17 protein-coding genes are annotated in these 25,150 nt (G+C 72.8%); 11 read left to right on the top strand and 6 right to left on the bottom strand.

Going from position 1 to position 25,150, the window contains the following annotated elements; genetic code table 11:
• Window positions 1-11 precede the first annotated feature (11 nt).
• Window positions 12-707, bottom strand: coding sequence for an MOSC domain-containing protein (locus OG447_RS03530; protein WP_266934827.1), 696 nt, complete (start codon window positions 705-707; stop codon window positions 12-14).
• 80 nt (window positions 708-787) lie between these two features.
• Here OG447_RS03530 and OG447_RS03525 point away from each other — a divergent pair, with 80 nt between their 5' ends.
• On the top strand, window positions 788-1,687 hold the full coding sequence (locus OG447_RS03525) for a LysR family transcriptional regulator (protein ID WP_266934825.1): 900 nt from the start codon (window positions 788-790) through the stop codon (window positions 1,685-1,687).
• A gap of 183 nt (window positions 1,688-1,870) precedes the next feature.
• On the opposite strand, the gene OG447_RS03520 is transcribed toward OG447_RS03525, so the two are convergent.
• Complete coding sequence (locus OG447_RS03520; RefSeq protein ID WP_079429335.1) at window positions 1,871-2,197, bottom strand: WhiB family transcriptional regulator; 327 nt, start codon at window positions 2,195-2,197, stop codon at window positions 1,871-1,873.
• Window positions 2,198-2,576: 379 nt separating this feature from the next.
• On the opposite strand from OG447_RS03520, the gene OG447_RS03515 reads away from it, so the two are divergent.
• The 4 genes from OG447_RS03515 to OG447_RS03500 all read left to right on the top strand — a co-directional run bounded on the left by OG447_RS03515 (window position 2,577) and on the right by OG447_RS03500 (window position 7,160).
• The gene (locus tag OG447_RS03515) at window positions 2,577-3,188 is read left to right on the top strand and encodes a response regulator transcription factor (protein ID WP_003948568.1); all 612 of its coding nucleotides are present in this window, start codon (window positions 2,577-2,579) and stop codon (window positions 3,186-3,188) included.
• Window positions 3,189-3,569: 381 nt separating this feature from the next.
• On the top strand, window positions 3,570-4,199 hold the full coding sequence (locus OG447_RS03510) for a sigma-70 family RNA polymerase sigma factor (RefSeq protein ID WP_266934821.1): 630 nt from the start codon (window positions 3,570-3,572) through the stop codon (window positions 4,197-4,199).
• A 147-nt stretch (window positions 4,200-4,346) separates the two neighbouring features.
• Complete coding sequence (gene guaB, locus OG447_RS03505) at window positions 4,347-5,846, top strand: IMP dehydrogenase (protein WP_266934819.1); 1,500 nt, start codon at window positions 4,347-4,349, stop codon at window positions 5,844-5,846.
• 189 nt (window positions 5,847-6,035) lie between these two features.
• Complete coding sequence (locus OG447_RS03500; RefSeq protein WP_031147860.1) at window positions 6,036-7,160, top strand: GuaB3 family IMP dehydrogenase-related protein; 1,125 nt, start codon at window positions 6,036-6,038, stop codon at window positions 7,158-7,160.
• A gap of 88 nt (window positions 7,161-7,248) precedes the next feature.
• On the opposite strand, the gene OG447_RS03495 is transcribed toward OG447_RS03500, so the two are convergent.
• The 4 genes from OG447_RS03495 to OG447_RS03480 form a co-directional block, all read right to left on the bottom strand.
• Complete coding sequence (locus OG447_RS03495; protein ID WP_266934816.1) at window positions 7,249-9,072, bottom strand: pitrilysin family protein; 1,824 nt, start codon at window positions 9,070-9,072, stop codon at window positions 7,249-7,251.
• Window positions 9,073-9,079: 7 nt separating this feature from the next.
• Entirely contained in the window at window positions 9,080-10,045 is a 966-nt protein-coding gene (locus OG447_RS03490) for a hypothetical protein (protein ID WP_266934814.1), read from the bottom strand.
• Window positions 10,046-10,145: 100 nt separating this feature from the next.
• On the bottom strand, window positions 10,146-10,619 hold the full coding sequence (locus tag OG447_RS03485) for a hypothetical protein (protein ID WP_266934812.1): 474 nt from the start codon (window positions 10,617-10,619) through the stop codon (window positions 10,146-10,148).
• Between the two features lie 131 nt (window positions 10,620-10,750).
• A complete protein-coding gene (locus OG447_RS03480; protein WP_266934810.1) occupies window positions 10,751-11,980 on the bottom strand; it encodes a nucleotide sugar dehydrogenase in 1,230 nt (409 codons plus the stop codon).
• A gap of 257 nt (window positions 11,981-12,237) precedes the next feature.
• Between OG447_RS03480 and OG447_RS03475 the strand changes: the two genes are divergently transcribed.
• The 6 genes from OG447_RS03475 to OG447_RS03450 all read left to right on the top strand — a co-directional run bounded on the left by OG447_RS03475 (window position 12,238) and on the right by OG447_RS03450 (window position 25,064).
• On the top strand, window positions 12,238-13,944 hold the full coding sequence (locus tag OG447_RS03475; RefSeq protein ID WP_266934808.1) for a glycerol-3-phosphate dehydrogenase/oxidase: 1,707 nt from the start codon (window positions 12,238-12,240) through the stop codon (window positions 13,942-13,944).
• 194 nt (window positions 13,945-14,138) lie between these two features.
• Window positions 14,139-16,664: a serine/threonine-protein kinase gene (locus OG447_RS03470; RefSeq protein WP_266934806.1), complete on the top strand. Its 2,526-nt coding sequence runs from the start codon at window positions 14,139-14,141 to the stop codon at window positions 16,662-16,664.
• A 90-nt stretch (window positions 16,665-16,754) separates the two neighbouring features.
• The gene (locus OG447_RS03465) at window positions 16,755-19,772 is read left to right on the top strand and encodes a protein kinase (protein ID WP_266934804.1); all 3,018 of its coding nucleotides are present in this window, start codon (window positions 16,755-16,757) and stop codon (window positions 19,770-19,772) included.
• Window positions 19,773-19,897: 125 nt separating this feature from the next.
• Window positions 19,898-21,538 (top strand): serine/threonine-protein kinase, encoded by a 1,641-nt coding sequence (locus OG447_RS03460; RefSeq protein ID WP_266934802.1) that lies wholly within the window; start codon window positions 19,898-19,900, stop codon window positions 21,536-21,538.
• Window positions 21,539-21,631: 93 nt separating this feature from the next.
• Complete coding sequence (locus OG447_RS03455; RefSeq protein ID WP_266934800.1) at window positions 21,632-23,263, top strand: succinic semialdehyde dehydrogenase; 1,632 nt, start codon at window positions 21,632-21,634, stop codon at window positions 23,261-23,263.
• 10 nt (window positions 23,264-23,273) lie between these two features.
• A complete protein-coding gene (locus OG447_RS03450) occupies window positions 23,274-25,064 on the top strand; it encodes a GMC oxidoreductase (protein ID WP_266934798.1) in 1,791 nt (596 codons plus the stop codon).
• Window positions 25,065-25,150 lie beyond the last annotated feature (86 nt).

Below are 25,150 nucleotides of genomic sequence, written 5' to 3'. Positions count from 1 at the left end.
GGCTGCCGGCTCTACTCCGGGCCGGACCCCGCCCCGTACTTCTCCACGTACCGGCGTACGGTCTCGTGCGCCGAGGGCTCCATCGCCTCGCCCGCCGCGAGCGTGCGCGGGAGCAGGGCGCGCTCGGTGGTGAAGGCGCGGAACCAGAGTTCCACCGTCACGTCGTGGTCCGGCCGGTGGATGACCTCGACGGGGTCGCCGGGGGAGACCGAGCCCTCCTGGATCACCCGGAGGTACGCGCCCGGGCGGGCCTGCGCGGTGAACCGCTTGACCCAGGCGGGCTCGTCGAGGGCCCCCTGGAAGGTCCGGCACGGGATGCGGGCGGAGGCCACTTCGAGGACGAGGTCCGCGCCGACCCGCCAGCGGTCGCCGAGGCGCGCCGTGTTCAGGTCGATGCCGGAGGTGGTGAAGTTCTCGCCGAAGATCCCGTCGGGCAGTTCGCGGTCCAGTTCGCGCTCCCACCGGTCGAGGTCCTCGCGGGCGTACGCGTAGACCGCCTGGTGGTCGCCGCCGTGGTGGCGCCGGTCGCACACGCTGTCCCCCTCCAGGCCGCTGCCGAGGCCGGTGGCCTTGGGACCGGGGGCGAACACGCGGACCGGGCCGGGCACGGGGCGTTTGCCGATGCCGGTCACGCCGATGTCGGCGTAGTCGACGGCCGTGGCGCGGCCGATGTTCACGGAGATCAGATGAGTGGTGCCGTGGGTCATGGAGGACACGCTAGCCGAGCGGTCCCAAAGGGGCGCATGGGTATTGGCGCCGCAGTCAAAGCAGGCCTTATGCTCGAAGGGTGATCGAGGCACGTCATCTCCGGGTTCTGCGCGCTGTCGCCGGGACCGGATCCTTCTCCGCCGCCGCCCGCGAGCTCGGCTGCACCCAGCCGGCCGTCTCCCAGCAGATGAAGGCGCTGGAGCAGTCGGCCGGCACCCCGCTGCTCATCCGCACCGGCCGCGAGATGCGGCTGACCCAGGCCGGTGAGGCCCTGGTCCGCCACGCCGCCGGAATCCTGGCCGGGCTGACCGCCGCCGAGGAGGAGGTCGCGGCCATCGCCGGGCTGCGCGCGGGCCGCGTCCGGCTGGTGTCCTTCCCCAGCGGCAGCTCCACGCTGGTGCCGACCGCGCTCGCGGCGATGCGCGCCGAGCACCCGGGGACCCGTATCTCCCTGGTGGAGGCTGAACCGCCGCGCTCGGTGGAGATGCTGCGCGAGGGCGACTGCGATCTGGCGCTGGCCTTCCGCTACGGCGGCTCTTCCGGCTCCGCCGCCGAGTGGGAGGACCTCGTGGTGCGGCCGCTGCTGACGGACCGGCTCGTCGGGCTGGTCCCCGAAGGGCATCCGCTGGCCGGGGCCGAACGGGTGGGCATGGCGGAGCTGGCGGACGAGCCCTGGATCGCGGGCTGCCCGCGCTGCCGCCGCCATCTGGTGGAGGTGTGCGAGGGGGCGGGCTTCACCCCGCGCATCGACTTCGCCACCGACGACTATCCGGCGGTGGTGGGGCTGGTGGGCGCGGGGCTGGGCGTCGCGGTGCTGCCGGAGCTCGCGGTGGAGTCCGTACGGGCCAAGGGCGTGAGCACCCTGGTGGTGGAACCGGCCGTCGAGCGGGAGGTCGTCGCGCTGACCCTGCCCGACCTGGCCCGGGTGCCGGCCGTGGCCGCGACCCTGGCCGAGCTGGAGCGGGCCGCCGCGCGCTGACCGGGCGGCCACCACGCGCTGAGCACAGGCCCGGCCGGGGCGCACCCCCGACGGCGGCCGGGGGCGTACGGCCGAACGGGTGGAGTCCGGCGCCGACCCGGCACACCCGGGCGGACGGGGCTGCTGCCCGCTCGGGTGTGCCGGGACGCGGAGAAACGTTCCTTCGGGCGTTTCCGGTGGCTCTCAGTGCGGAGCGATCGGTCCGATCGTGCTGGATGCGGGGATCAGGCGGTGGCGGGCTCGGCCCATCAGCTCCTCGCGTTCGTCCTCGGTCAGGCCGCCCCACACCCCGTAGGGCTCCCGGACGGCGAGTGCGTGCGCGGCACATTCCGCGCGCACCGGGCATCGCATGCAGACCTCTTTAGCCGAGGCCTCGCGCGCACTCCTCGCCGCGCCCCGCTCGCCTTCCGGGTGGAAGAAGAGGGAGCTGTCGACTCCTCGGCAGGCGGCCAGCAGCTGCCAGTCCCAGAGGTCGGCGTTCGGTCCGGGGAGGCGGGAGAAATCTGCCATTGGTAGTCCTCTTGGTGCCGGTACTGAGGCGGATACGGTCCATGTCTCCACACCTACTGTCGTAGTAGATGTAAATATGACTCATTGGGAATCTAGCCTCAGACACATGCCAAATGGAAGGAAAGCCGCCAAATAGGGCATAGCTCCAGATGGAGGACACGCGGGTGGTGGTGCCCGTGTCGTGATCGGTTCCTCACGTAGAGTGCCGAAGGTGTCCGTCCGACCCGTAACTCTTTCGAGTGACCATCGTTGAGAGTGCGAAGGCGGTTGAACCAAGAAGTTCTCGGACAGGTGTCCGGGGACATCGACCGCACAGGTGACGATACGTACCAGCCTGGAGGCTCAAGGTGACGCGCATCAGCAGCTGCGGAGGGCGGTCATGACATCCGTCCTCGTCTGCGACGACTCCCCGCTTGCCCGAGAGGCGCTCCGTCGCGCGGTTGCTACCGTGCCCGGCGTCGAGCGTGTGACGACGGCTGCCAACGGCGAGGAAGTCCTCCGCCGCTGGGGTGCCGACCGCTCCGACCTGATTCTGATGGATGTACGGATGCCCGGACTCGGCGGTGTCGAGACGGTCCGCCGGCTCCTCTCGGCCGACCCCGGCGCCCGCATCATCATGCTGACGGTCGCCGAGGACCTGGACGGCGTGGCCCTCGCGGTCGCCGCCGGCGCCCGGGGCTATCTGCACAAGGACGCCTCGCGCGCCGAACTGCGGGCCACGGTCACCCAGGCCCTCGCCGACCCGACCTGGCGACTGGCCCCGCGCCGGCTCCGCTCGGCCGAGATGGGCGCCGCGCCCACGCTCACCGCGCGCGAGATCCAGGTGCTGGAGGGCATGAGCCACGGCCGGTCCAACGCGGAGATCGGGCGTGAGCTCTTCCTCTCCGAGGACACGGTCAAGACCCACGCCCGCCGGCTGTTCAAGAAGCTCGGCGCCTCCGACCGGGCGCACGCCGTGGCGCTCGGCTTCCGCTGGGGCCTCGTCCGCTGACCCCCGGGGCACGGCCCGGCCCGCCGTAGACCGCGAGGCCGACGGCCGGCTGCTGAGAGCGGTCCCGTCCGCCCGCCCCGTCCCGTGGGGCGGGCGCGGTCCCGTAGGGCGGGGAGCGGTCCTGTCGGTCCTACCCGGTGCGCACACGGGGATCGGCGGGGCACAATCCAGGGACGTGTCGCTTCGTGCGCGATGCCGCATCCTTGAGGGTGTGCCGCATTCTTGGAGATGTGGAGTCCTCGGGGAGCCCTCGGGGACCATTCGGCCGAGCGGGAGGGGAGGGCGCACAGCATGAGTTCAGGCGCACCCGCTCATAACGCTTCGATGCACAACGCGGGCCACGGTGCCGCGGATCCTCCGGCGCCAAGGCACCATGGATTGATGCGCGACGACGAGGCCCTGGGGTCCCCCGCGGCCACAGGCCCCACCGGCGCCGCCAAAGGCGGCGGTGCCGGGCCTGTCAGCGCGCTCGTACGCCGTGCGGTGGACGGCGACGAGCAGGCCACGCACGACCTGCTCGCCTTCGTGCACCCCCTCGCCATCCGCTACTGCCGCACCCGGCTGTCGCGGCTCCCGGGTGACGCTCGTCACTTCGTGGAGGACCTGGCGCAGGAGGTCTGCGTCGCGGTCCTGATGGCCCTGCCGCGCTACCGCGACACCGGTCGGCCCTTCGAGGCCTTCGTCTTCGCCATCGCCGCGCACAAGGTCGCCGACCTGCAGCGGGCCGCCATGCGCCACCCCGGCAGCACGGCCGTGCCCTCCGACGAGATGCCGGAGCGTCCCGACGACTCGCTCGGCCCGGAAGAGCGGGCGCTGCTGAGCAGCGACGCCGCCTGGGCCAAGAAGCTGCTGGCCAACCTCCCGGAGAACCAGCGAGAGCTGCTCGTCCTGCGGGTGGCGGTCGGGCTGACCGCAGAGGAGACCGGGCAGATGCTCGGCATGTCCCCCGGTGCGGTGCGGGTGGCCCAGCACCGCGCGCTCAGCAGGCTCAGGGCCCTCGCCGAACAGTAGGCGCGCAGGCACCGTCCGTCACACCTGCGCGGCGCGCCGTAGTAGGAAGCGACGAAACTTCGGCTCTGCCTTGGTCGTGGAATGAGACGCGTCGGGATCCCGTTAGCATGGACATCTGCGCTGAGCAAGACCATTTGGGAAGGTGTCATGACTGCCGACGGAGTGCCCGACAAATTCGCCACGCTCGGACTGACCTACGACGACGTGCTGCTGCTGCCGGGCGCGTCGGACATGTCGCCTGACGCGATCGACACCTCCTCCCTGATCTCGCGCAACGTCCGGGTGAACGTTCCGCTGCTGTCCGCCGCCATGGACAAGGTCACCGAGGCCCGCATGGCCATCGCGATGGCCCGTCAGGGCGGCGTCGGTGTCCTGCACCGCAACCTGTCCATCGCCGACCAGGCCAACCAGGTGGACCTGGTCAAGCGGTCCGAGTCCGGCATGGTCACCGACCCGATCACGGTGCACCCGGACGCGACGCTGCGCGAGGCGGACGAGCTCTGCGCGAAGTTCCGCATCTCCGGTGTCCCGGTCACCGATCCGGCGGGCAAGCTCCTCGGCATCGTCACCAACCGCGACATGGCCTTCGAGTCGGACCGCAGCCGCCAGGTGCGCGAGGTCATGACCCCGATGCCGCTGGTCACGGGCAAGGTCGGGATCTCCGGCGTGGACGCCATGGAGCTGCTGCGCCGCCACAAGATCGAGAAGCTTCCGCTGGTCGACGACGCGGGCATCCTCAAGGGCCTCATCACCGTCAAGGACTTCGTCAAGGCCGAGAAGTACCCGAACGCGGCCAAGGACAAGGGCGGCCGGCTGCTGGTCGGCGCGGCCGTCGGTGTTGCCGGTGACGCGTACGAGCGCGCCCAGGCCCTGATCGAGGCCGGTGCCGACTTCATCGTCGTAGACACCGCCCACGGCCACTCGCGCCTGGTCGGCGACATGGTCGCCAAGATCAAGTCGAACGCCGGTGTCGACGTCATCGGCGGCAACGTCGCCACCCGCGACGGCGCCCAGGCGCTCATCGACGCCGGCTGCGACGGCATCAAGGTCGGCGTGGGCCCCGGTTCCATCTGCACCACCCGCGTCGTCGCCGGCATCGGCGTCCCGCAGGTCACCGCGATCTACGAGGCCTCCCTCGCCGCCAAGGCGGCCGGCGTCCCGGTCATCGGCGACGGCGGCCTCCAGTACTCCGGCGACATCGCCAAGGCCCTGGTCGCGGGCGCCGACACGGTGATGCTCGGCTCGCTGCTCGCGGGCTGCGAGGAGTCCCCGGGCGAGCTGCTCTTCATCAACGGCAAGCAGTTCAAGTCCTACCGCGGCATGGGTTCGCTCGGCGCGATGCAGTCCCGCGGCGACCAGCGCTCCTTCTCCAAGGACCGGTACTTCCAGGAGGGCGTGGGCGGCGACGACAAGCTCATCCCCGAGGGCATCGAGGGCCAGGTGCCCTACCGCGGCCCGCTCTCGGCCGTCGTGCACCAGCTGGTCGGCGGCCTGCGCCAGTCGATGTTCTACGTCGGCGGCCGCACCGTTCCCGAGCTGCAGGACCGGGGCCGCTTCGTGCGGATCACCTCGGCCGGGCTCAAGGAGAGCCACCCGCACGACATCCAGATGACGGTCGAAGCGCCGAACTACTCCCGTAAGGGGTAGCAGGCAGCGCAGGGCGTATGGGGCGGGTCCGGAGCAACCGGGCCCGCTCCTCGCCGTTGCGGGGGCTCCGCCCCCGCGCCTCAAACGCCGGCGGGGCTGGATCGGCGTCCCGTACAGCGGTCACCGGAACGCGGGCCCCCGGGGTTCGGGGATACTGGACGGGCAGACCCAGAGGAAAGGCCACCACACGTGACTGAGATCGAGATCGGGCGCGGCAAGCGCGGCCGCAGGGCGTACGCGTTCGACGACATCGCCATCGTCCCGAGCCGGCGTACCCGGGACCCGAAGGAGGTCTCGATCGCCTGGCAGATCGACGCGTACCGCTTCGAGCTCCCCTTCCTGGCCGCCCCCATGGACTCGGTCGTCTCCCCGCAGACCGCGATCCGCATCGGCGAGCTCGGCGGCCTCGGCGTGCTGAACCTCGAAGGCCTGTGGACCCGGTACGAGGACCCGCAGCCGCTGCTCGACGAGATCGCGGAGCTGGACGAGGAGTCCGCGACCCGCCGTCTCCAGGAGATCTACTCCGCGCCGATCCAGGCGGACCTGATCCGCCAGCGGATCAAGGAGGTGCGCGACTCGGGCGTCGTCACCGCCGCCGCGCTCTCCCCGCAGCGCACCGCCGAGTTCTCCAAGGCCGTCGTCGACGCGGGCGTGGACATCTTCGTCATCCGCGGCACCACCGTGTCGGCCGAGCACGTCTCGGGCGCCGCCGAACCGCTGAACCTGAAGCAGTTCATCTACGAGCTCGACGTCCCGGTCATCGTCGGCGGCTGCGCCACGTACACCGCGGCCCTGCACCTGATGCGCACCGGCGCCGCGGGTGTCCTCGTCGGCTTCGGCGGCGGCGCCGCGCACACCACGCGCAACGTGCTCGGCATCCAGGTCCCGATGGCGACCGCCGTCGCGGACGTGGCCGCGGCCCGCCGCGACTACATGGACGAGTCCGGCGGCCGCTACGTGCACGTCATCGCCGACGGCGGCGTGGGCTGGTCGGGCGACATCCCGAAGGCCGTCGCCTGCGGCGCCGACGCCGTGATGATGGGCTCCCCGCTCGCCCGTGCCACGGACGCGCCCGGCAAGGGCAACCACTGGGGCATGGAGGCCGTCCACGAGGACGTGCCGCGCGGCAAGAAGGTCGACCTGGGCACGGTGGGCACCACCGAGGAGATCCTCACCGGTCCCTCGCACAGCCCCGACGGCTCGATGAACATCTTCGGCGCGCTGCGCCGCTCGATGGCCACCACCGGCTACAGCGAGCTCAAGGAGTTCCAGCGGGTCGAGGTCACGGTCGCGGACTCCCAGCACAGCCGCTGACGGTCGTACGCAGGCACGTACGGACGTACGCACAGCAGTACGCAGGAGGGCCGGCACCCCGTTCGGGGTGCCGGCCCTCCTGCGTGTCTCAGCCCTTGCCCTTGAGGCGGTGGCGCAGCACCAGGAGCCAGGGGACGACGAACATCAGGCAGACGACGCCGAAGCCGATCACGCTGGTCCAGTCGGGCCCGGCCGGGGTGATCTCCGCGTCGGTCTCGCCGACGACGAGCAGGGCGAGGACGACCGTCAGGAACCCGGAGATCAGGCCCAGCAGCCACAGCACGACCGTGATCCCCGTGTTGCGGGTGGCCTTCGGCGCGGTCGGCTCGGCCTTGCGGGGCTGCGGGATGCGGGCGGGGTCGCGGGGCGGCATACGGACCACGGAGGCGGGCGGGACGCCCGCGTCCAGGGGGGCCAGTTCGGCGGCGGTGATGCCGTGCAGGGTCGGCTCGACGGTGAGGGTGAAGCCGTCGTGGCCGACCAGGTGGCGGGCGCCGTCCGGGAAGACGTACATCAGGGAGCACTCGGCGTACCGGACGGTCACCTGGTGGTCGGGGCCGGCCAGGCTGACGCCGTCGCCCCCCACGAGCAGGGCGACCTTCCGGTCCTCCAGCGAGGTGTAGCGGCGGCCGGTGACGGTGTCGGAGGAGGCGGTCGGGGCCGCGGTGAGCCCGGCCCAGTCCAGGTCCCGGCCGGGCACCTGCACCAGCGCGCCCGCCCACAGCTCGCGCGCGACCTCGTGGAGATCGGCGACGGTGACCGCCTCGATCTCGGCCCGGGCCTCGGCGACGGTGAGGTCGCGGTGGCGCATCAGCAGGTTCATGGCCTGGGCCGGGAGCTTGGCCGCGGCGAGCTCCGGGGCGTCGAACTGGGCCAGCGCGGCGGTCCGTACGGCTTCCAGGTCGGCCTTTTCGATGCGGCCGGCCCGCAGTTTCGCGAGGACGTCGACGAAGGCGCCGACCATCGCGTCCTGCTTCTCGGGGAGCGCGTCGGCGTACGCGACGACGGTCGCGGAATCGGTGTCGCGCGGGCAGTACTCGGCGGCCGCCGTGTAGGAGTAGCCGCCCTTCTGGCGCAGGGCGCGGAACAGCTCCTTGCCCAGGATCTCGGCCAGCAGCCCGGCCTTGGTCGAGCGGGGCAGGACCGAGGTGAGGACCATCCCGCCCTCGTCGCCGCGGAAGTAGGCGGGGGTGGCGGGCAGGGCGGAGCTCGCCTCGGGGGCGGGGAGCCACTCGCCGGTGGGCAGGGTGAGGTCGAGGCCCTCGGGGAGGGTGTCGCTGGTGATCCACAGGACCGCGTTCTCGGCGGTGAAGCGGGTCCCGGCCCAGTCGCGGACGTTGTGCGGGGTGATCCGGTGCAGGCCGGCCTCGGCGTAGTCGGTGAGGCCGTAGGAGCGGGAGCCGTAGCGCCACAGGGCCATGCCGTGGCCCGGGCCGCGGCTGCGGCCGGCGGCCTCGGTGCGCAGGATCTCCTTCTCGGTCTCGAGCCGGTCCATGGGCAGGTCGCGCAGGGCCGCGCAGACGCCGTTGAGGTACTCGACCACGTCGGCGGGGGTGCCGGTGACGTGGAAGTGGGTGTACGTGGCGGCGGTGGCGCCGTTGTAGTGCAGGTCGCTCAGGCCGTGCCGGTGCAGGGCGAGGTGCTCGACCAGGTGGGTGATCCCGCTGGTGGCGAGGGTCTCGTCGGCGCGGCCGACGCGGAAGAGCAGACCGGCGGTGACGGGGCCGGAGCGCGGGGCGAGGAGCGTGCGGATGCCGTCGACGGTGGTCTGCGTGACGCCGTCGGCGTCGGTGGTGGCGTCGGCGGCAGCGGCCGGCGTGGTGGCTGCCGGTGCCGTGATGTCCCGGCCGGTGGTGTCCGGGCCGGTGGCTGCCGGTGCGGTGGTGTCCGGGCCGGTGGTCTCGATGTCCATGTGGTCCTCAGCCCTTCGCCAGTGCGGTCTTGCGGTGGCGCACGAACACGGCCTCGTGGTCGTTGCTCAGGTAGCCCCACGGGAACTCGCTGGCGTTGTCGCCGAGGGCGCGGAAGTGCGGAGCAGCCTCGGCGTGCCGGCCGGCGGCGCAGTGCGCGGCGGCGAAGGTGCTGTGGGCGTTGACGGCGTGGTGGGCGTCGGCGCGGAAGTCGGGGTGCAGCACGGACCGGGCCGCGGCGTCGAGCAGCCGTGCGTGGTTGCCCGGATCGCGCAGGTACGCCTCCGCGCTGCCCTTGCTCTCCTTCTGCGACAGCTCCAGGTACTGCTCCATCTGGGCCACGGCGATCAGGACCCCGCTGGGGCCGCCCGCCGGAGCCTCGGCCGCGCACTGCTGGGCGAAGCCGTGGGCGGCCTCCCAGCTGCCGCCCCACTTGGGGCAGATCTGCTGGAGGAGCTGCGACTGGGCGCTGTAGTGGTGCGGGTGGTGCTCGGTGAGCCGGTCGTAGCGGCGTCGGGTCTCGCTCAGGCCCAGTTCGAGGCCGCGGGAGGTGATGACGCGCAGGTACCAGGCCAGGGCGTACTCGGGGTACTCGGCGCAGACGTCGATGAGCAGGATCTCGGCGCGCCGCAAGTAGGCGTGGAAGTCGCGGAACTGGTCCTGCGACACATGCTCGGCGCGGTGGCCGGAGCGGATGGCCCAGCCGATCTGGACCAGCCGGTCGGCGAGCAGGGTCCGCGCCAGCGGATCGTGCTGCCTGCGGTCGGCGTGCGACTGGAGGAAGGTTTCCGCTCCGTCGGTCTCGGCGACGATCCTGCTGGCGAGGGCCCGGTCGTCCTCGGAGGACAGCGTTTCGAAACCGGAGTGGACGGTTTCCCAGTCCCCCCGGCGCACGGCTTCGCGCAGTGCGGCGAGGGAGGGGATGCGGTCGGCGGGTTCGAACACGGGCCGACCGGGAGGAGGAAGAGCAGACACGCGCGGATCATATGATCGGCCGCCCTGTCGGCAACAGGGTTTTAGGCCGCCTTCAGATCACGATCGCGCCTGCTCAGCGCCTCGTCGAGAAGGCCGGACGTCAGTCGCTGACCTTCTTGGCCGCGCCGAAGGCGGTGAACGCGCCGAGGGCGAAGAAGAGGAAGGACATGGCGTCCGTGCCTTCCTTCCAGATCTCGTTCAGGCCGCTGACGCCGACGGTGTCGAGCACCTCGGTGGCGCCGATGTTGCCGTACTCGGCCAGCGCGAGCACGATGAAGACCATCTGGCCGAGGTAGACGGCGCCGAGCGAGAGCACGGCGGCGACCACGGGCAGGACGATGTTGCGGCCGCCGATCTTTCCGGCGGCGAGGCCGACGAGCAGGCCGACGCCGGCGGCGGCGTAGCCGATCTCGCGATCGGCGGCCTTCATGATCCAGCCGTACGCGCCGGCCGAGACCAGCGCGGCGACGAAGGCGGCGACGATGCCGAAGCCGACGTTGCCACTACGGGTCGGGGCCGGGGCGGGCGCCTCGGTGTAGGAGGAGGGCGCGGGCGGCTGGAAGTTCTGGCTCATGTGGGAAATCCCCCCCAAGGGATTCGGGCGCACGTGTGCCCGTCGGGCGTAAGTGCGAGATAAGTGACGCCGCAGGCTAGCAGTCACTTCCGACATCCGCCGGGGGGATTTCAGCGCAAGGGGAGGCGTCTTCAGAGACGGTGGGCCGCCCCCACCGGGCTGGCGCCGCGGGTGTCCAGGAGCAACTGGGCCTTCACCGCGAGTCCTTGCAGGTCGTAGGTGCGGTGGTGCTGGAGAAGGATCGTCAGGTCGGCGTTGGCGGCGGCCTCGTACAACGATTCGGCACGCGGGACCGGCTGGTCCCGGACCCGCCAGCCCGCGATGTACGGGTCGTGGTAGCTGATGAGTGCCCCCAGGTCGAGGAGGCGGCTGGCGATCTCGCGGGCCGGGGAGCCCTCCTGGTCGGCGAGGTCGGGTTTGTACGTGACCCCGAGCAGCAGGACCCGGGCGCCGCGGGCGGACTTGCCGTGCTCGTTCAGCAGGGTGGCGGAACGCTGGATGACGTATTGCGGCATCCGGTTGTTGATCTCCTGGGCCAGGCCGACCATGCGCAGGGGGTGGCCGGGGGTGCGCGTGGTGTGGGGGAGGTAGTTGGGGTCCAGGGGGACGCCGTGGCCGCCGACTCCGGGGCCGGGGCGGAAGGCCTGGAACCCGTACGGCTTGGTCTCCGCGCAGCGGATGACGTCCCACAGGTCGACCCCGAGGTCGTGGCAGAGCACCGCCATCTCGTTCATGAGGGCGATGTTCACGTGCCGGTAGTTGGTCTCCAGGAGCTGTACGGTCTCGGCCTCGCGCAGGCCGCGGGCGCGCACCACCTTCTCGGCGAGGCGGGCGTAGAAGGCGTGCGCCGACTCGGTGCAGGCGGGGGTGAGGCCGCCGATCACCTTGGGCGTGTTGGAGATGCCGTGGGTCCGGTTGCCCGGGTCGAGGCGGCTGGGGGAGTAGGCCAGGTGGAAGTCCCGGCCGGCCCGGAGCCCGGAGCCCTCTTCGAGGATCGGGCGGAGGTAGTCCTCGGTGACGCCCGGGTGGACGGCCGATTCGAGGATCACGGTGGTGTGCGGGCGCAGCCGGGCGGCGAGCGCGTGGCCGGCCTCGCCGACGGCGGACAGGTCGAGTGCGCGGTCGGCGCCGAGCTGGGTGGGGGCGCAGATGACGGCGGTGCGGACCCGGCCGAGCTCGGCGGGGTTGGTGGTGACCCGGAAGCCGGCCGCCGACATGCGGCGGATCTCGGCGGCGGTGAGGGTGGAGTCCGTGACCGGACCGCTGTCGTAGCCGACCGTCTCGATCCCGGCGGCGACGGCCGCCTGGGCGAGGGGGAGGCCGAGATGGCCGAGTCCGATGACGGCGAGGTCTGCGGGCATGGGGGTGCCGTCCCTTCCCTGACACGAGGGGGATGCGCGCGCAAGCCCTGTGGACAGGGGTAGCCCCCAAGGAGCTGGCGCAATGTCAGACTAGGCGTATATATGACAGATATGTCGCATTCTGAGGTAGTGATCACCGTTGTGTTGTCCACAGGCGGTGGCTGATGTGGGTGCGGGCGGTCAGAATCGGGCTACGAGGGATGTGAGCGGGATCACCCGCACGACGCGGGGAGCACCCGCACCAACGGGAGGCAGCCGTGAGGACAGCGACACTCGGACCGGCGCAGCGCGCCGAGGACCTCGCCCGGATGGCCGAGCGGGAACTGGACGTCCTGGTCGTGGGCGCGGGAGTGGTGGGCGCCGGCACCGCGCTCGACGCGGCGACCAGAGGCCTCTCGACCGGGCTGGTCGAGGCGCGGGACTGGGCCTCGGGCACCTCCAGCCGCTCCAGCAAGCTGATCCACGGCGGCCTCAGGTACCTGGAGATGCTCGACTTCGCCCTCGTCCGGGAGGCCCTCAAGGAGCGCGGCCTGCTGCTGGAGCGCCTCGCGCCGCACCTCGTGAAGCCGGTGCCCTTCCTGTACCCCTTGCAGCACAAGGGCTGGGAGCGGCTCTATGCCGGATCGGGCGTCGCGCTCTACGACGCGATGTCGGTGTCCAGCGGCCACGGGCGCGGCCTGCCGGTGCACCGGCACCTGTCGCGCAAGCGGGCGCTGCGGGTCGCGCCGGCGCTGCGCAAGGACGCCCTGGTGGGCGCCCTGCAGTACTACGACGCCCAGATGGACGACGCGCGGTACGTGGCCACGCTGGTGCGGACGGCAGCCGCGTACGGGGCGCAGTGCGCCAATCGGGCGAGGGTGATCGGCTTCCTGCGCGAGGGCGAACGGGTGGTCGGGGCGCGGGTACAGGACGTCGAGGGCGGAGGCGAGTACGAGGTCCGCGCGAAGCAGATCGTGAACGCGACCGGGGTGTGGACGGACGACACCCAGGCGCTGATCGGGGAGCGCGGCCAGTTCCACGTACGGGCCTCCAAGGGCATCCACCTGGTCGTCCCGAAGGACCGGATCCATTCGAGCACCGGGCTGATCCTGCGGACCGAGAAGTCGGTGCTGTTCGTCATCCCGTGGGGGCGGCACTGGATCGTGGGCACCACGGACACCGACTGGGACCTGGACAAGGCGCACCCGGCGGCCTCCAGCGCGGACATCGACTACCTGCTGGAGCACGTGAACTCGGTCCTCGCCGTGCCGCTGACCCGAGACGACGTGCAGGGCGTGTACGCGGGCCTGCGGCCGCTGCTGGCCGGCGAGTCGGACGCCACCAGCAAGCTGTCGCGCGAGCACACGGTGGCGCACCCCGTGCCGGGGCTCGTGGTCGTCGCGGGCGGCAAGTACACGACGTACCGGGTGATGGCGAAGGACGCGGTCGACGAGGCGGTGCACGGGCTGGACCAGCGGGTCGCGGACTGCGTGACGGAGGACGTGCCGCTGGTGGGCGCGGAGGGCTACCGGGCGCTGTGGAACGCCCGGGCGAGGATCGCGGCCCGGACGGGGCTTCACGTGGTGCGGGTGGAGCACCTGTTGAACCGGTACGGGTCGCTGACCGAGGAACTGCTCGACCTGATCGCCGCCGATCCCGGGCTCGGCCGGCCGGTGACCGGGGCGGAGGACTACCTCCGGGCGGAGATCGTGTACGCGGCTTCGCACGAGGGCGCACGGCACCTGGACGACGTGCTGACCCGGCGGACGCGGATCTCCATCGAGACCTTCGACCGGGGGACGCGGTCGGCGCGGGAGTGCGCGGAGTTGATGGCGCCCGTACTGGGCTGGGACAAGGGGCAGATCGAGAAAGAAGTGGAGCACTACGAGAAGAGGGTGCAGGCGGAAAGGGAATCGCAGCGTCAGCCGGACGACCAGACGGCGGACGCGGCGCGGCTGGGGGCGCCCGACATCGTTCCGTTGTAAGTCCGGGATGCGGAAGGGGGAACCGCGGACCCGGGGCGCCCGTCCGTTGCGTAGTGAGGAACAATGAGGGTTCTGCCGGGGCGGGTTACCCGACGGATTCTGCCGGAGCGGGGCACCGGGAACCCCGGCGGCTGCCGGGACGGCCGGAACGGCCGGGGCAGCCGGAGCAGGCGGCACGATCGCAGAGGGGACGCATGTCGAAGCCGGAGCACACCGAGCAGCCGGGGGCGGGCAAGACCGATCCGGCTGGGCCTTCCGAGGCTGTGGCCGACGCGGACCCTGCGGCGGTTGAGGCTGCCCCGAAGAAGCCGAAGCCGACGAAGCCGGTCAAGGCCGAGCCTGCCGCTGCGGCCAAGCCGGCTGCGGCTCAGGCGGAGGCCGTGGCCGAGCCCGCGGACGCCGAGCCTGCGGACGCCAAGCCTGCGGCGGCGAAGCCGACCGGGGTCAAGGCTGACCTCGCGAAGCCTGCCGCTGTGGCGGTCAAGGCCGAGGCGGAGCCTGTGGATGCCAAGCCGCCCGTGGCCGAGGCCGATCCGGCGAAGCCCGAGGACAAGCCCGCGGCGGCCAAGTCCGAAGCCGAGCCCGCGGACGCCAAGCCTGCGGACGCCAAGCCTGTGGTGGCGAAGCCGACCGGGGTCAAGGCTGATCTCGCGAAGCCTGCCGCTGTGGCGGTCAAGGCCGAGGCGGAGCCCGCGGACGCCAAGCCCGCGGCGGCGAAGCCGGTTGCCGTCAGTCCCGCGGAGAAGGCCGATGCCGTGGCCGCCGAGGTCAAGGCCAGGGCCGAGGCCGCCAAGGCGGCGGGCAACGGGCAGGACGAGGGGCGGCTGCTCGCCGGCCGCTACCGGCTCGGCGCCGTGCTCGGCAAGGGCGGCATGGGCACCGTATGGCGTGCCGAGGACGAGACCCTGGGCCGGACCGTCGCCGTCAAGGAGCTCCGCTTCAGCAGCGGCGTCGACGAGGACGAGAAGCGCCGCCTCATCACCCGGACCCTCCGCGAGGCCAAGGCGATCGCCCGGATCCGCAGCGGCGGCGCCGTCACCGTCTACGACGTCGTCGACGAGGACGCCCGCCCCTGGATCGTCATGGAGCTCATCGAGGGCTCCTCGCTCGCCGAGTTCGTCCGGGAGAACGGCCCGCTCACCCCGCACCGCGCCGCCGAGGTCGGCCTCGCGGTGCTCGACGTCCTGCGCGCCGCGCACGGCCAGGGCATCCTGCACCGGGACGTGAAGCCGTCCAACGTGCTCATCGCGGGCAACGGCCGCGTCGTCCTCACCGACTTCGGCATCGCCCAGGTCGAAGGCGACCCCTCCGTCACCTCCACCGGCATGCTCGTCGGCGCCCCCTCCTACATCTCGCCCGAGCGCGCCCGCGGTCACAAGCCCGGCCCTCCGGCGGACATGTGGTCGCTCGGCGGTCTGCTGTACGCCTCCGTCGAGGGCGTGCCCCCGTACGACAAGGGCTCCGCGCTCGCCACCCTCACCGCGGTGATGACCGAGCCGGTGGACCCGCCCAAGAACGCCGGTCCGCTGACCGACGTCATCTACGGCCTGCTCGCCAAGGACCCGGCCCAGCGCCTCGACGAGGGCCGGGCGAGGGCGATGCTCACGGCCGTGCTCAACGCACCCGAGCCCGCGCCCAAGCCCGTACCGGTCCCCGCCGAGGAGACCCGGCAGATCTCGCTGGCCGACGCCAAGCAGGCAGCCGACAAGGCCGCCGCGGAGAAGGCCGCCGAGAAGGCGGAGAAGAAGGAACGCGAGCGGCGCGAGCGCGAACAGCGCGAACGGACCCGTGCCGCGCTGAAGGCGGCCCGCAAGGCGGCGGCGGCGCCGGCCGTTTCGGCCGCGGAGGCGCCGGCGTCAGCCACCCGGCCCGCTCCGGTCCCGGCCCCGCTCACCGACGTCATGCCGCGCCGCACCATCGCGCTCGCGATAGCCGGTGTGATCGTGGCGCTGGCGGTGGTCGGCTCGCTGATCGCCTACGCGGTCAGCGGCGACGACAAGGGCGGCCGCAAGGAAGAGGGCAAGGGCGGCCAGGTCACCCCGGCCGCGTCCGGCGGCCAGTCTGCGGGCCAGTCCGCGGGCCCGTCCCCGGGCACCACCCCGGGCGGCACCGGGGAGACGCCGAAGGGCACCGACCCGAACGGCGGCGCCAACGGCAGTGCCAACGGCGGCGCCGCGAACGGCGACCAGCCGGGCCAGGGGCAGCAGACGCCGGGCAGCGGCCAGGGGCAGGGCGCCACGCCCGGCGCCCCGGGCGGCGGAGTCCCGGCGGGATACGCGGTCGTGACCAACCTCGGGTTCCACTTCTCGATGGCGATGCCCGAGGGCTTCAAGCAGACGGCCATAGCGGGCGACAACTCCGGCGCCATATACAGCCGGGACGGCGGCTTCCCGCGCATCCAGGTCGACCACACCTCCACCCCCGGCGATGACGCCCGCGCCGCCTGGGCGAAGTCCGCCCCGCTGGTCCAGGGCAGTAGCAAGGGCTACCGCACGATCAGCATCGACGCGACGGAGTACCGGGGCTACCCGACCGTCGCCGACTGGCAGTTCGAGCGGGAACAGCAGGGCATCAAGGTCCGCGTGCTCAACCGCGGCTTCAAGGTGGACGCGAAGAACGGCTTCGCCATCATGATCAGCTGCCCCGCCGACCAGTGGGACGGCCCCGAGTGCACGCAGATGCGCAACACGGCGTTCGAGACCTTCCAAGTGCTCGGCTGACGAGCCTTGTCAGGCCCGGGACGCGGGCGGCTCCGGCGACGTATCGTGTCAGCGGGGCCATGGGGGGCCCACGCACTCGGGGGAGGCGACGTGGAGGAGTACGCGGGGCGGATCCTGGCCGACCGCTACCGTCTGCCGCTGCCGCCGACGGACGAGTACGAGCTGGTCGAGACCCGCGCCTTCGACACGCGCAGCGGGCAGGAAGTACTGGTCCGGCAGGTGCCGTTACCGGAGGTCGTGGACGCCGAGCTGCTGGACGGGCACCGGGCCCCGGCCGCCGGGCGCCGCTCAGCGGCCGACCTGCCGGCCGTGCGGCGGGCGATCGAGGCGGCCCAGGCGGCGGCCGCGGTGCCGGACCATCCACGGCTTGACCAGGTCTTCGACGTGTTCGCCGAGGGCGGGTCGCTGTGGATAGTGAGCGAACTGGTCCCGGCCCGGCCGCTGGCCGCGCTGATCGCCGACGAACCGCTGACCCCCTACCGGGCTGCGGAAGTGGCCTCGGACGTGCTGACCGCGCTGCGCGTGCTGCACGCGCACGGCTGGACGCACCGGAACATCACCGTCAGGACGGTCCTCGTCTGCGACGACGGCCGGGTCGTCCTGACGGGGCTGGCGGCGGGCGCCGCCGAGGACGCGCTGTGCGGGTACGAACCCGTGCCGGACTCCGCCTCGCCGGGCGGCGCGGGGTGGGACGGCCCGGAGGCCACCGGCGGCCAGGACTTCGGCTACGGGCCGGAAGAGCCCTACGGCCACGAGCTCGCGCCGGTCCCCGGACGGGAGCTCGGCGCGCCGGGCGCGGAGCCTGGCCTGGCGTCGGCCCCTGGACGGGAGTTGGGTGCGCCGGGCGCGGAGCCCGACCTCGGGCCGGGCCCTGGGCCGGGGTTCGGTGTGCCGGGCGCGGAGCCCGGGCTCGCGCAGGGTCCGGGGTCGGGGTTCGGTGCAGCGGGTGCGGAGCCCGGGCTTGCGCCGGGGCCGGGGTCGGGGTTCGGTGCAGCGGGTGCGGAGCCTGGCTTCGGGCCGGAGTTCGAGGTGTCGGGTGCCGAGCCCGGGCTCGGGGCGGGGTACGCGCCGGGTCCCGCTGACGCTCCGCTCGTGGCTCCCGGGTACGACACCGGGCCCCGCTACCGCGACCACATCACCCCCGAACGGCCCGGGGAGCGGCCCGAGGAGCGGCCCGATCCCAAGGCCGCCGCGCGGGCCGGGGCCATCGCCGCCTACCGGGCGGGGGCGCGGGCCGCGGCGGCCCGGGTCACCGAGGAGCGCAACGCCGGGGCCCGACCCGCGCCGGAGCCGCGGCCCGAGGGGTCGACGCTCCCGCAGGGGTACTCGTACCCGTACGGGGGCCCGCAGGGCGGTACCGCCACGCCCTGGCACGGCACGGCCCCGCGCCGCCAGGCCCTTCCCGCGGCCCGGCAGCCCGACCAGGAGCCGCCGGCGCTGCCGCAGGGCGAAGCACAACCGGAGTCGCCGCTTCACCCCCAGCGGGGGCCGCAGAGCCCGTACGGGCCGCTGTCGCCGGCCGGAGCCGAAGCACAACCGGAGTCGCCGCTTCACCGCCAGCGGGGGCCGCAGAGCCCGTACGGGCCGTTGTCGCGGGCCGGAGCCGAAGCACAACCGGAGTCGCAGCCTCACCCCCAGCCGGGGCCGCAGGGCCCGTACGGGCCGCTGTCGCCGGCCGGAGCCGAGGCACAACAGGAGCCGCGGCCGCACGCGCAGCAGGCACCCCAGGGCCCGCCGTGGCCCCAGTCCCAGCAGCAGGCGCAGCCTCAGCCGCCCAGCGGGTCCGCGCGGTCCGGGCTGCCCGCGCAACTCGCCCTGCCGCAGGGCTACCGCCAGGCCGACGCCGAGGGCCCGGCCGCCCGAACCGAGGCCCGGCCCGCCCGGCAGCCCCTCGGCGACGGCTGGGGCGGCGGCGGTGGCCCCCGTACCGGGCTCGATGCGGAGCGCGCACGGCAGACCCGGATGGCTGTCGTCGGGGCCGTCACCGAGCGCTGGGCCCCCGAACAGGCCCGCCCCGTGACGGGCCCCTGGCAGCTGGCCGCCCCCGTCGGCCCCGCCACCGACCTCTGGGCCCTCGGCGCGCTGCTCTACCGCTCCGTGCAGGGGCATGCCCCGTATCCGGAGGACAGCGTCGCCGAACTCGTCGACATGGTCTGCTCCGAGCCCCCCGCCTTCGCCGAGGAGTGCGGTGCGCTGCGCCCGGTCGTGGAGTCGCTGCTGCGCCAGGACCCGACCGAGCGCCCCGAGTTCGAGGAGCTCCGCGGCTGGCTGCGCTCGCTCGTACGGTCCGCCCCCGAGCCGGACGGCGGCTTCGCGGCGCTCCCGATGCCGGAGCCGGATCCCGCCCGGCTGCCCGTCGTACGCAGGCGCGGCGACCTGCACGGGCGGCACCGCAATCCGGCGGCACCCCGCAAACCCCGCGCCCTGGGCCGGACGCTGCTCGCCGGGATCCTCGTCCTCCTCGCGGGGGGCGTGGCGTACGCGATGCTGTTCATGCCCCGGGCCCCCTCGGCGGGCGAGGACGGCGAGGCCAGGACACCGGCGACCCAGGGTCCGGCGGGCAGCCCCGGCGCCTCGGCCAACACCCCCACCGGCACGCCCGAGTCGAAGCCCGCGCCGCAGACGACCACGCCCTCGGCCAGTCCGGCGGCCCCCGCCCCGGCCGGTTACACCAGTCAGCAGGACCCGGAGCACTTCGAGATCGCCGTTCCCGACGGCTGGGAGCGCCGCGGCATCAACGAGGCGGGCCAGGTGCGGTACACCAACGGCCAGTTCGTCCTGACCGTGGTTCCCGGCCGGGACAAGGTCGAGGGCAATCCGGACCCGGCGGGCTACCAGAAGGACAAGGAGCAGGAGCTGACCCCGTACCGCACCTCGACCTGGTCCACCGTCAGCGAGGTCAAGAGCACGAAGGTCGGCCAGCAGCTGCGGGCCACGGGCAAGTACACCTGGATCGACGGCAACGGCCGAAGTGTCCTGGCCCGCAACTACGTCGTGGCGCTCGGCGGCAGCTACCACGTCGTCATCGTGACGGGCCCGCAGGACGACGAGGCGAAGGTGACCGAAGTCTTCGAGAAAGCCACGGCGAGTTACCGGGCGGGCGGCTGAGCCCGTACTGACGGGGGATCAGTACGGCAATTGCGTCACAGTGCTGTCTCACCACGCCCGCGTGGTTCCGGCAGTGCCCAGGGGCTCCGTAATCTGGCCCGAAGTGCACAGAGCGGCGGGATTTCGTGGAACAGCAGACAGGTGCGGGCGCCGTGCTCGCGAGCCGGTACCGGCTCGTCGAGCCCATCGGCAGCGGCGGCATGGGCAAGGTGTGGCGCGCGCATGACGAGCTGCTGCACAGGACGGTCGCCGTCAAGGAACTGACGGCGGGTCTGTACGTCGCCCAGGCCGACCGGGACGTCCTGCACGCCCGGACGCAGAAGGAGGCACGGGCCGCGGCCCGCATCCAGCACCCGGCGGTCGTCACCGTCCACGACGTGCTCGAACACGACGACCGGCCGTGGATCGTCATGGAGTACATCGACGGCCCCTCGCTGGCGGAGGCCGCCAAGGCGGCGGGCCGGATCGAGCCGCGCGAGGCGGCCCGGATCGGGCTCCACGTCCTGGGCGCGCTGCGCGCCGCGCACGCGGTGGGCGTCCTGCACCGGGACGTGAAGCCGGGCAACGTGCTGCTCGCCAAGGACGGCCGGGTGCTGCTCACGGACTTCGGGATCGCCGCGATCGAGGGCGACTCGTCCATCACGCGCACCGGTGAACTGGTCGGCTCCATCGACTACCTGGCGCCCGAGCGGGTCACCGGCGGTGCTCCCGACCCGGCCTCCGACCTGTGGTCCCTCGGCGCGACCCTGTACACGGCGGTGGAGGCCCGCTCGCCGTTCCGCCGTACGTCGCCCATCTCCAGCCTCCAGGCCGTGGTGAACGACGAGCCGCCGGCCCTGCGCCAGGCGGGTGCGCTGGGGCCGGTCATCACGGCCCTGCTGCGCAAGGATCCGGCGCACCGGCCGTCGGCCGTGCAGGCCGAGCGGATGCTGCTGGAGGCGATGGAGGGCCGGGAGCCGAGGGCGGCGCAGGAGTACGTACCGACGCGCGCGGTGACTTCGGAGGAGCTCGCCCCGGTGCAGGACCGTCCCGAGGAGCCGGCCCCGCAGGGGGGCACCGCGCAGACGGCCTCGCTGCCGGAGCCCGCCGGGTCCGGGACGGTGTCCGCGGCCGTGCCCGCCGGCCAGGGCGGCGGCTGGGTCAAGCGCGCCGCGGTGGTGGCACTGGTGGCGGCGCTGCTCGGCGGCGGCGGTGTGTTCGGGGTCCTCAAGTACACCGGGGACCGGGGGACGGACGGCGGTCCGGACAAGGCCGCGAGCTCGGCGGGCGGGCAGTCGGGCGGCGACGGGAAGCCGCAGGCGGCGGCGCCGCCGGCCGGCTACAGCAAGGTCACCGACCCCACCGGGTTCACCCTCTTCGTCCCGGACGGCTGGACGCGCATGGTGAACGGCAACCAGATCGACTACACACCGGACAACGGGAATCACTACATCCGGATCGCCGCCGACCCCACGCCGGACTACAAGGACCCGTTCGCGCACCTGCTCGACCTGGAGAGGCAGGTGCAGAAGCGGACGGACTACAAGAGGGAGCGGCTGGAGCCGAACAACTTCCGCGACACGATCCGGGCCGCGGCCTGGGAGTTCAGCTGGACGGAGAAGGGCGTGCACGCCGGACCTCGCCGGGCCATCGAGCAGATGTACATCGCTCCGGACGGCACCGAGTACGCGGTCTACATGACGAGCCCCGTCTCCGTCTGGAGCACGACCCGCCAGCAGTTCGACGTGGTGCTCAGCGGCTGGGAGCCGCCTGCCAAGAAGTCGTGATCCCGGCACCCTGCCAGCGATCGCTGGCGGAAATGGCAAAATCCGGTTACCCACGGGTACCCAAAGGGTCCCGCGCGCAATACGCTCACCGCCATGACGGACTCGCAGGCCCCTGCCGCCCCCCTCCGCGCCGCACCGCAGCCCACCAACCCGGTCGCCCCGGCACCGGCCGGCGCCCGCACCGCCGCCGACGTGGTGACCCCCGACCTGGTCACCCGGCTGACGCGCGGAGTGATCGGCTCCGGCCGCACCGCCAACCACACGCCCTTCACCGGCGACCGGCTGGCCGAACTGCCCGAGGCCACCCCCGAGGACGTCGCCGAGGCCTTCGGCCGGGCCCGCGCCGCCCAGAGCGCCTGGGCCGCCGTCCCCGTACGCGAGCGGGCGGCCGTCCTGCTGCGCTTCCACGACCTGGTCCTGGCCCGGCAGACCGAGGTCCTCGACCTCATCCAGCTGGAGACCGGCAAGGCCCGGCTGCACGCCCACGAAGAAGTCCAGGCCGTCGCCGTGGCCGCCCGCCACTACGGCCGCAAGGCCCCCTCGTACCTGCGCCCCAAGGGCCACACCGGCGCCATGCCCACCCTCACCAAGGTCACCGAGCTGCGCCAGCCGCGCGGGGTCGTCGGCCAGATCGCCCCCTGGAACTACCCCCTGGAGCTGTCGGTCGGCGACGCCCTGCCCGCCTTCGTCTCGGGCAACGCGGTCGTCATGAAGCCCGACACCGAGACCGCGCTGACCGCCCTGTGGGCCCGTGACCTGCTGATCGAGGCCGGACTGCCCGCCGAGGTCTTCCAGATCGTCCTCGGCGAGGGCCCCGTCGTCGGCCCCGAGGTGGTCCGCCACGCCGACTACGTCTCCTTCACCGGCTCCACCCGAACCGGCCGCGAGGTCGCCCAGGGCGCCGCCGCCCGCCTCGTCGGGGTCTCCCTCGAACTCGGCGGCAAGAACGCCATGCTCGTCCTGCACGACGCCGACATCGAGAAGGCCGCCGCGGGCGCCGTCCGCGCCTGCTTCTCCTCCGCGGGCCAGCTGTGCATCTCCATAGAGCGGCTCTACGTCCACGCCTCGATCGCCGACGCCTTCGTGGAGCGGTTCGCCGCCCGCACCAAGGCCATGCGCCTGGGCAGCGCCCTCGCCTACGGCGCCGACATGGGCTCCCTGGTCGGCGAGCGCCAGCTGGAGACCGTACAGCGGCACGTGGACGAGGCCGTGGCCAAGGGCGCCACGCTCGTCGCCGGCGGCACCGCCCGCCCCGACATCGGGCCGCTCTTCTACGAGCCCACCATCCTCGACGGGGTCGAGGCGCCGATGGCGGTGTGCGGCGAGGAGACCTTCGGCCCGGTCGTCTCCGTCTACCGCTTCACCGACGAGGACGAGGCGATCGCCGAGGCCAACGCCACCGCCTACGGCCTGAACTCCAGCGTGTGGACCAAGGACTCCCGCCGCGGCCACGCCGTCGCCGCCCGCCTGCGCACCGGCACCGTCAACATCAACGAGGGTTACGCCCCCGCCTACGGCAGCGCCCAGGCGCCCATGGGCGGTATGAAGGACTCCGGTCTCGGCCGCCGCCACGGCTCCGAGGGCATCCTCAAGTACACCGAGGCCCAGACCGTCGCCCACCAGCGACTGCTCCCGATGGCGCCCTCGCTGGGCATGGACGACGAGAAGTACGCGGCGTTCATGACCCGCAGCCTCCAGATCATGAAGGCCCTCCGACTGCGTTAGGGGCACGCCCGTGTCGTACGACTACGACGTCATCGTCATCGGATCGGGCTTCGGGGGATCGGTATCCGCCCTGCGCCTCACCGAGAAGGGGTACCGGGTCGGCGTCCTGGAGGCAGGGCGCCGGTTCACCCGCGAGAGCCTGCCGAAGAACAGCTGGGACCTGCGCAACTACCTGTGGGCCCCGGCCCTCGGGCTCTACGGGATCCAGCGCATCCACCTGCTCGGCAACGTGATGGTCCTCGCGGGCGCCGGCGTGGGCGGCGGTTCCCTCAACTACGCCAACACCCTGTACGTCCCGCCCGCCGCCTTCTTCGAGGACCGGCAGTGGGCCTCCATCACCGACTGGCGCGAGGAACTCGCCCCGTACTACGACCAGGCCAAGCGGATGCTCGGCGTACGGCTCAACCCGACGCTGACCCCCTCCGACGTTCACCTCAAGGCCGCCGCCGAGAAGATGGGCGTGTCCGACTCCTTCCACATGGCCCCGGTCGGCGTCTTCTTCGGGGACGGCGAGGATGCCGAGGGCCGCGCGAAGGTCCGGCCCGGCGAGGAGGTGCCCGACCCCTACTTCGGCGGCGCCGGCCCCTCCCGCAAGGCCTGCACCGAATGCGGCGAGTGCATGACCGGCTGCCGCCACGGCGCGAAGAACACCCTGAACGAGAACTACCTGCACCTCGCCGAAACGGCCGGAGCCGTCATCCACCCGATGACCACCGTCACCGCGCTCTCCGCGCACCCGGACGGCGGCTATCGCGTCCGCACGGTCCCCACCGACGCCCGCCGCAGGGGCCGCGCGAAGGTGCTGCGCGCCCGCTACGTGGTCGTCGCGGCGGGTACGTACGGCACGCAGACCCTGCTGCACACGATGAAGGACCAGGGCGAACTGCCGCACCTGTCGGACCGGCTCGGCGAGCTGACCCGGACCAACTCGGAGGGCCTGGTCGGCGCGCAGACCGACGACCGCCGCTACCGCAGGCGGCACGGCAGCGAGCGGCGGGCCGATTTCACCCGGGGCGTGGCGATCACCTCCTCGGTGCACCCCAACGCCGACACCCACATCGAGCCCGTCCGCTACGGCAAGGGCTCCAACGCCATGGGGTTCATGACCGTCCTTCAGGTCCCGTACGGCAAGCACCGGGTGCGGGCGTGGCTGGCCCGGACCGCGAAGCACCCCGTACAGCTGGCGCGCTCGCTGTCCAACCGGCGCTGGTCGGAGCGGACCATCATCGGCCTGGTCATGCAGTCGCTGGACAACTCCCTGACGACCTACCGCAAGCCCGGCGGCATCGGGAAGGGACTGCTCACCGCCCGCCAGGGCCACGGCGCCCCGAACCCGGTACAGATCGCGGAGGCCACGCAGGCCGCGACCCTGCTGGCCGAGGAGATCAACGGCTTCGCGGGCAGCAACGTGGGCGAGCTGATGGGCACCCCGCTGACCGCGCACTTCCTCGGCGGCTGCCCCATCGGCGCCTCGGCGGCGGAGGGCGTGGTGGACCCGTACCACCGGCTCTACGGATACCCCGGCATCTCGGTGGTGGACGGCGCCGCGGTCTCCGCGAACCTCGGGGTGAACCCGTCGCTGACGATCACGGCGCAGGCGGAGCGGGCGATGTCGTACTGGCCGAACAAGGGCGAGCGGGACCCGCGGCCCGAGCAGGGTGCGGCCTACACCCGCCTCGCGGCGGTGGAACCCTCCCGCCCGGTGGTCCCGGCGGAGGCCTTCGGCGCGCTGAGGCTGCCGTTCCTCGGCATTCCGGAGATCCCGCCGAAGCGGGAGCACGGGGACGCGGTGAAGCAGTGAAGCGGTGAAGCAGTGAAGCAGCGACGCGGGAAATGACGCAGGGACTGCGCTCCCCCTCCGAGCGCAGTCCCTGCGTGCAAGTGGTG

Origin of the sequence: Streptomyces sp. NBC_01408, assembly GCF_026340255.1 — a bacterium.
Lineage (GTDB): Bacteria > Actinomycetota > Actinomycetes > Streptomycetales > Streptomycetaceae > Streptomyces.
The sequence above is the reverse complement of the archived record's forward strand: the minus strand, read 5'-3'. Positions and strand labels throughout refer to the sequence as shown.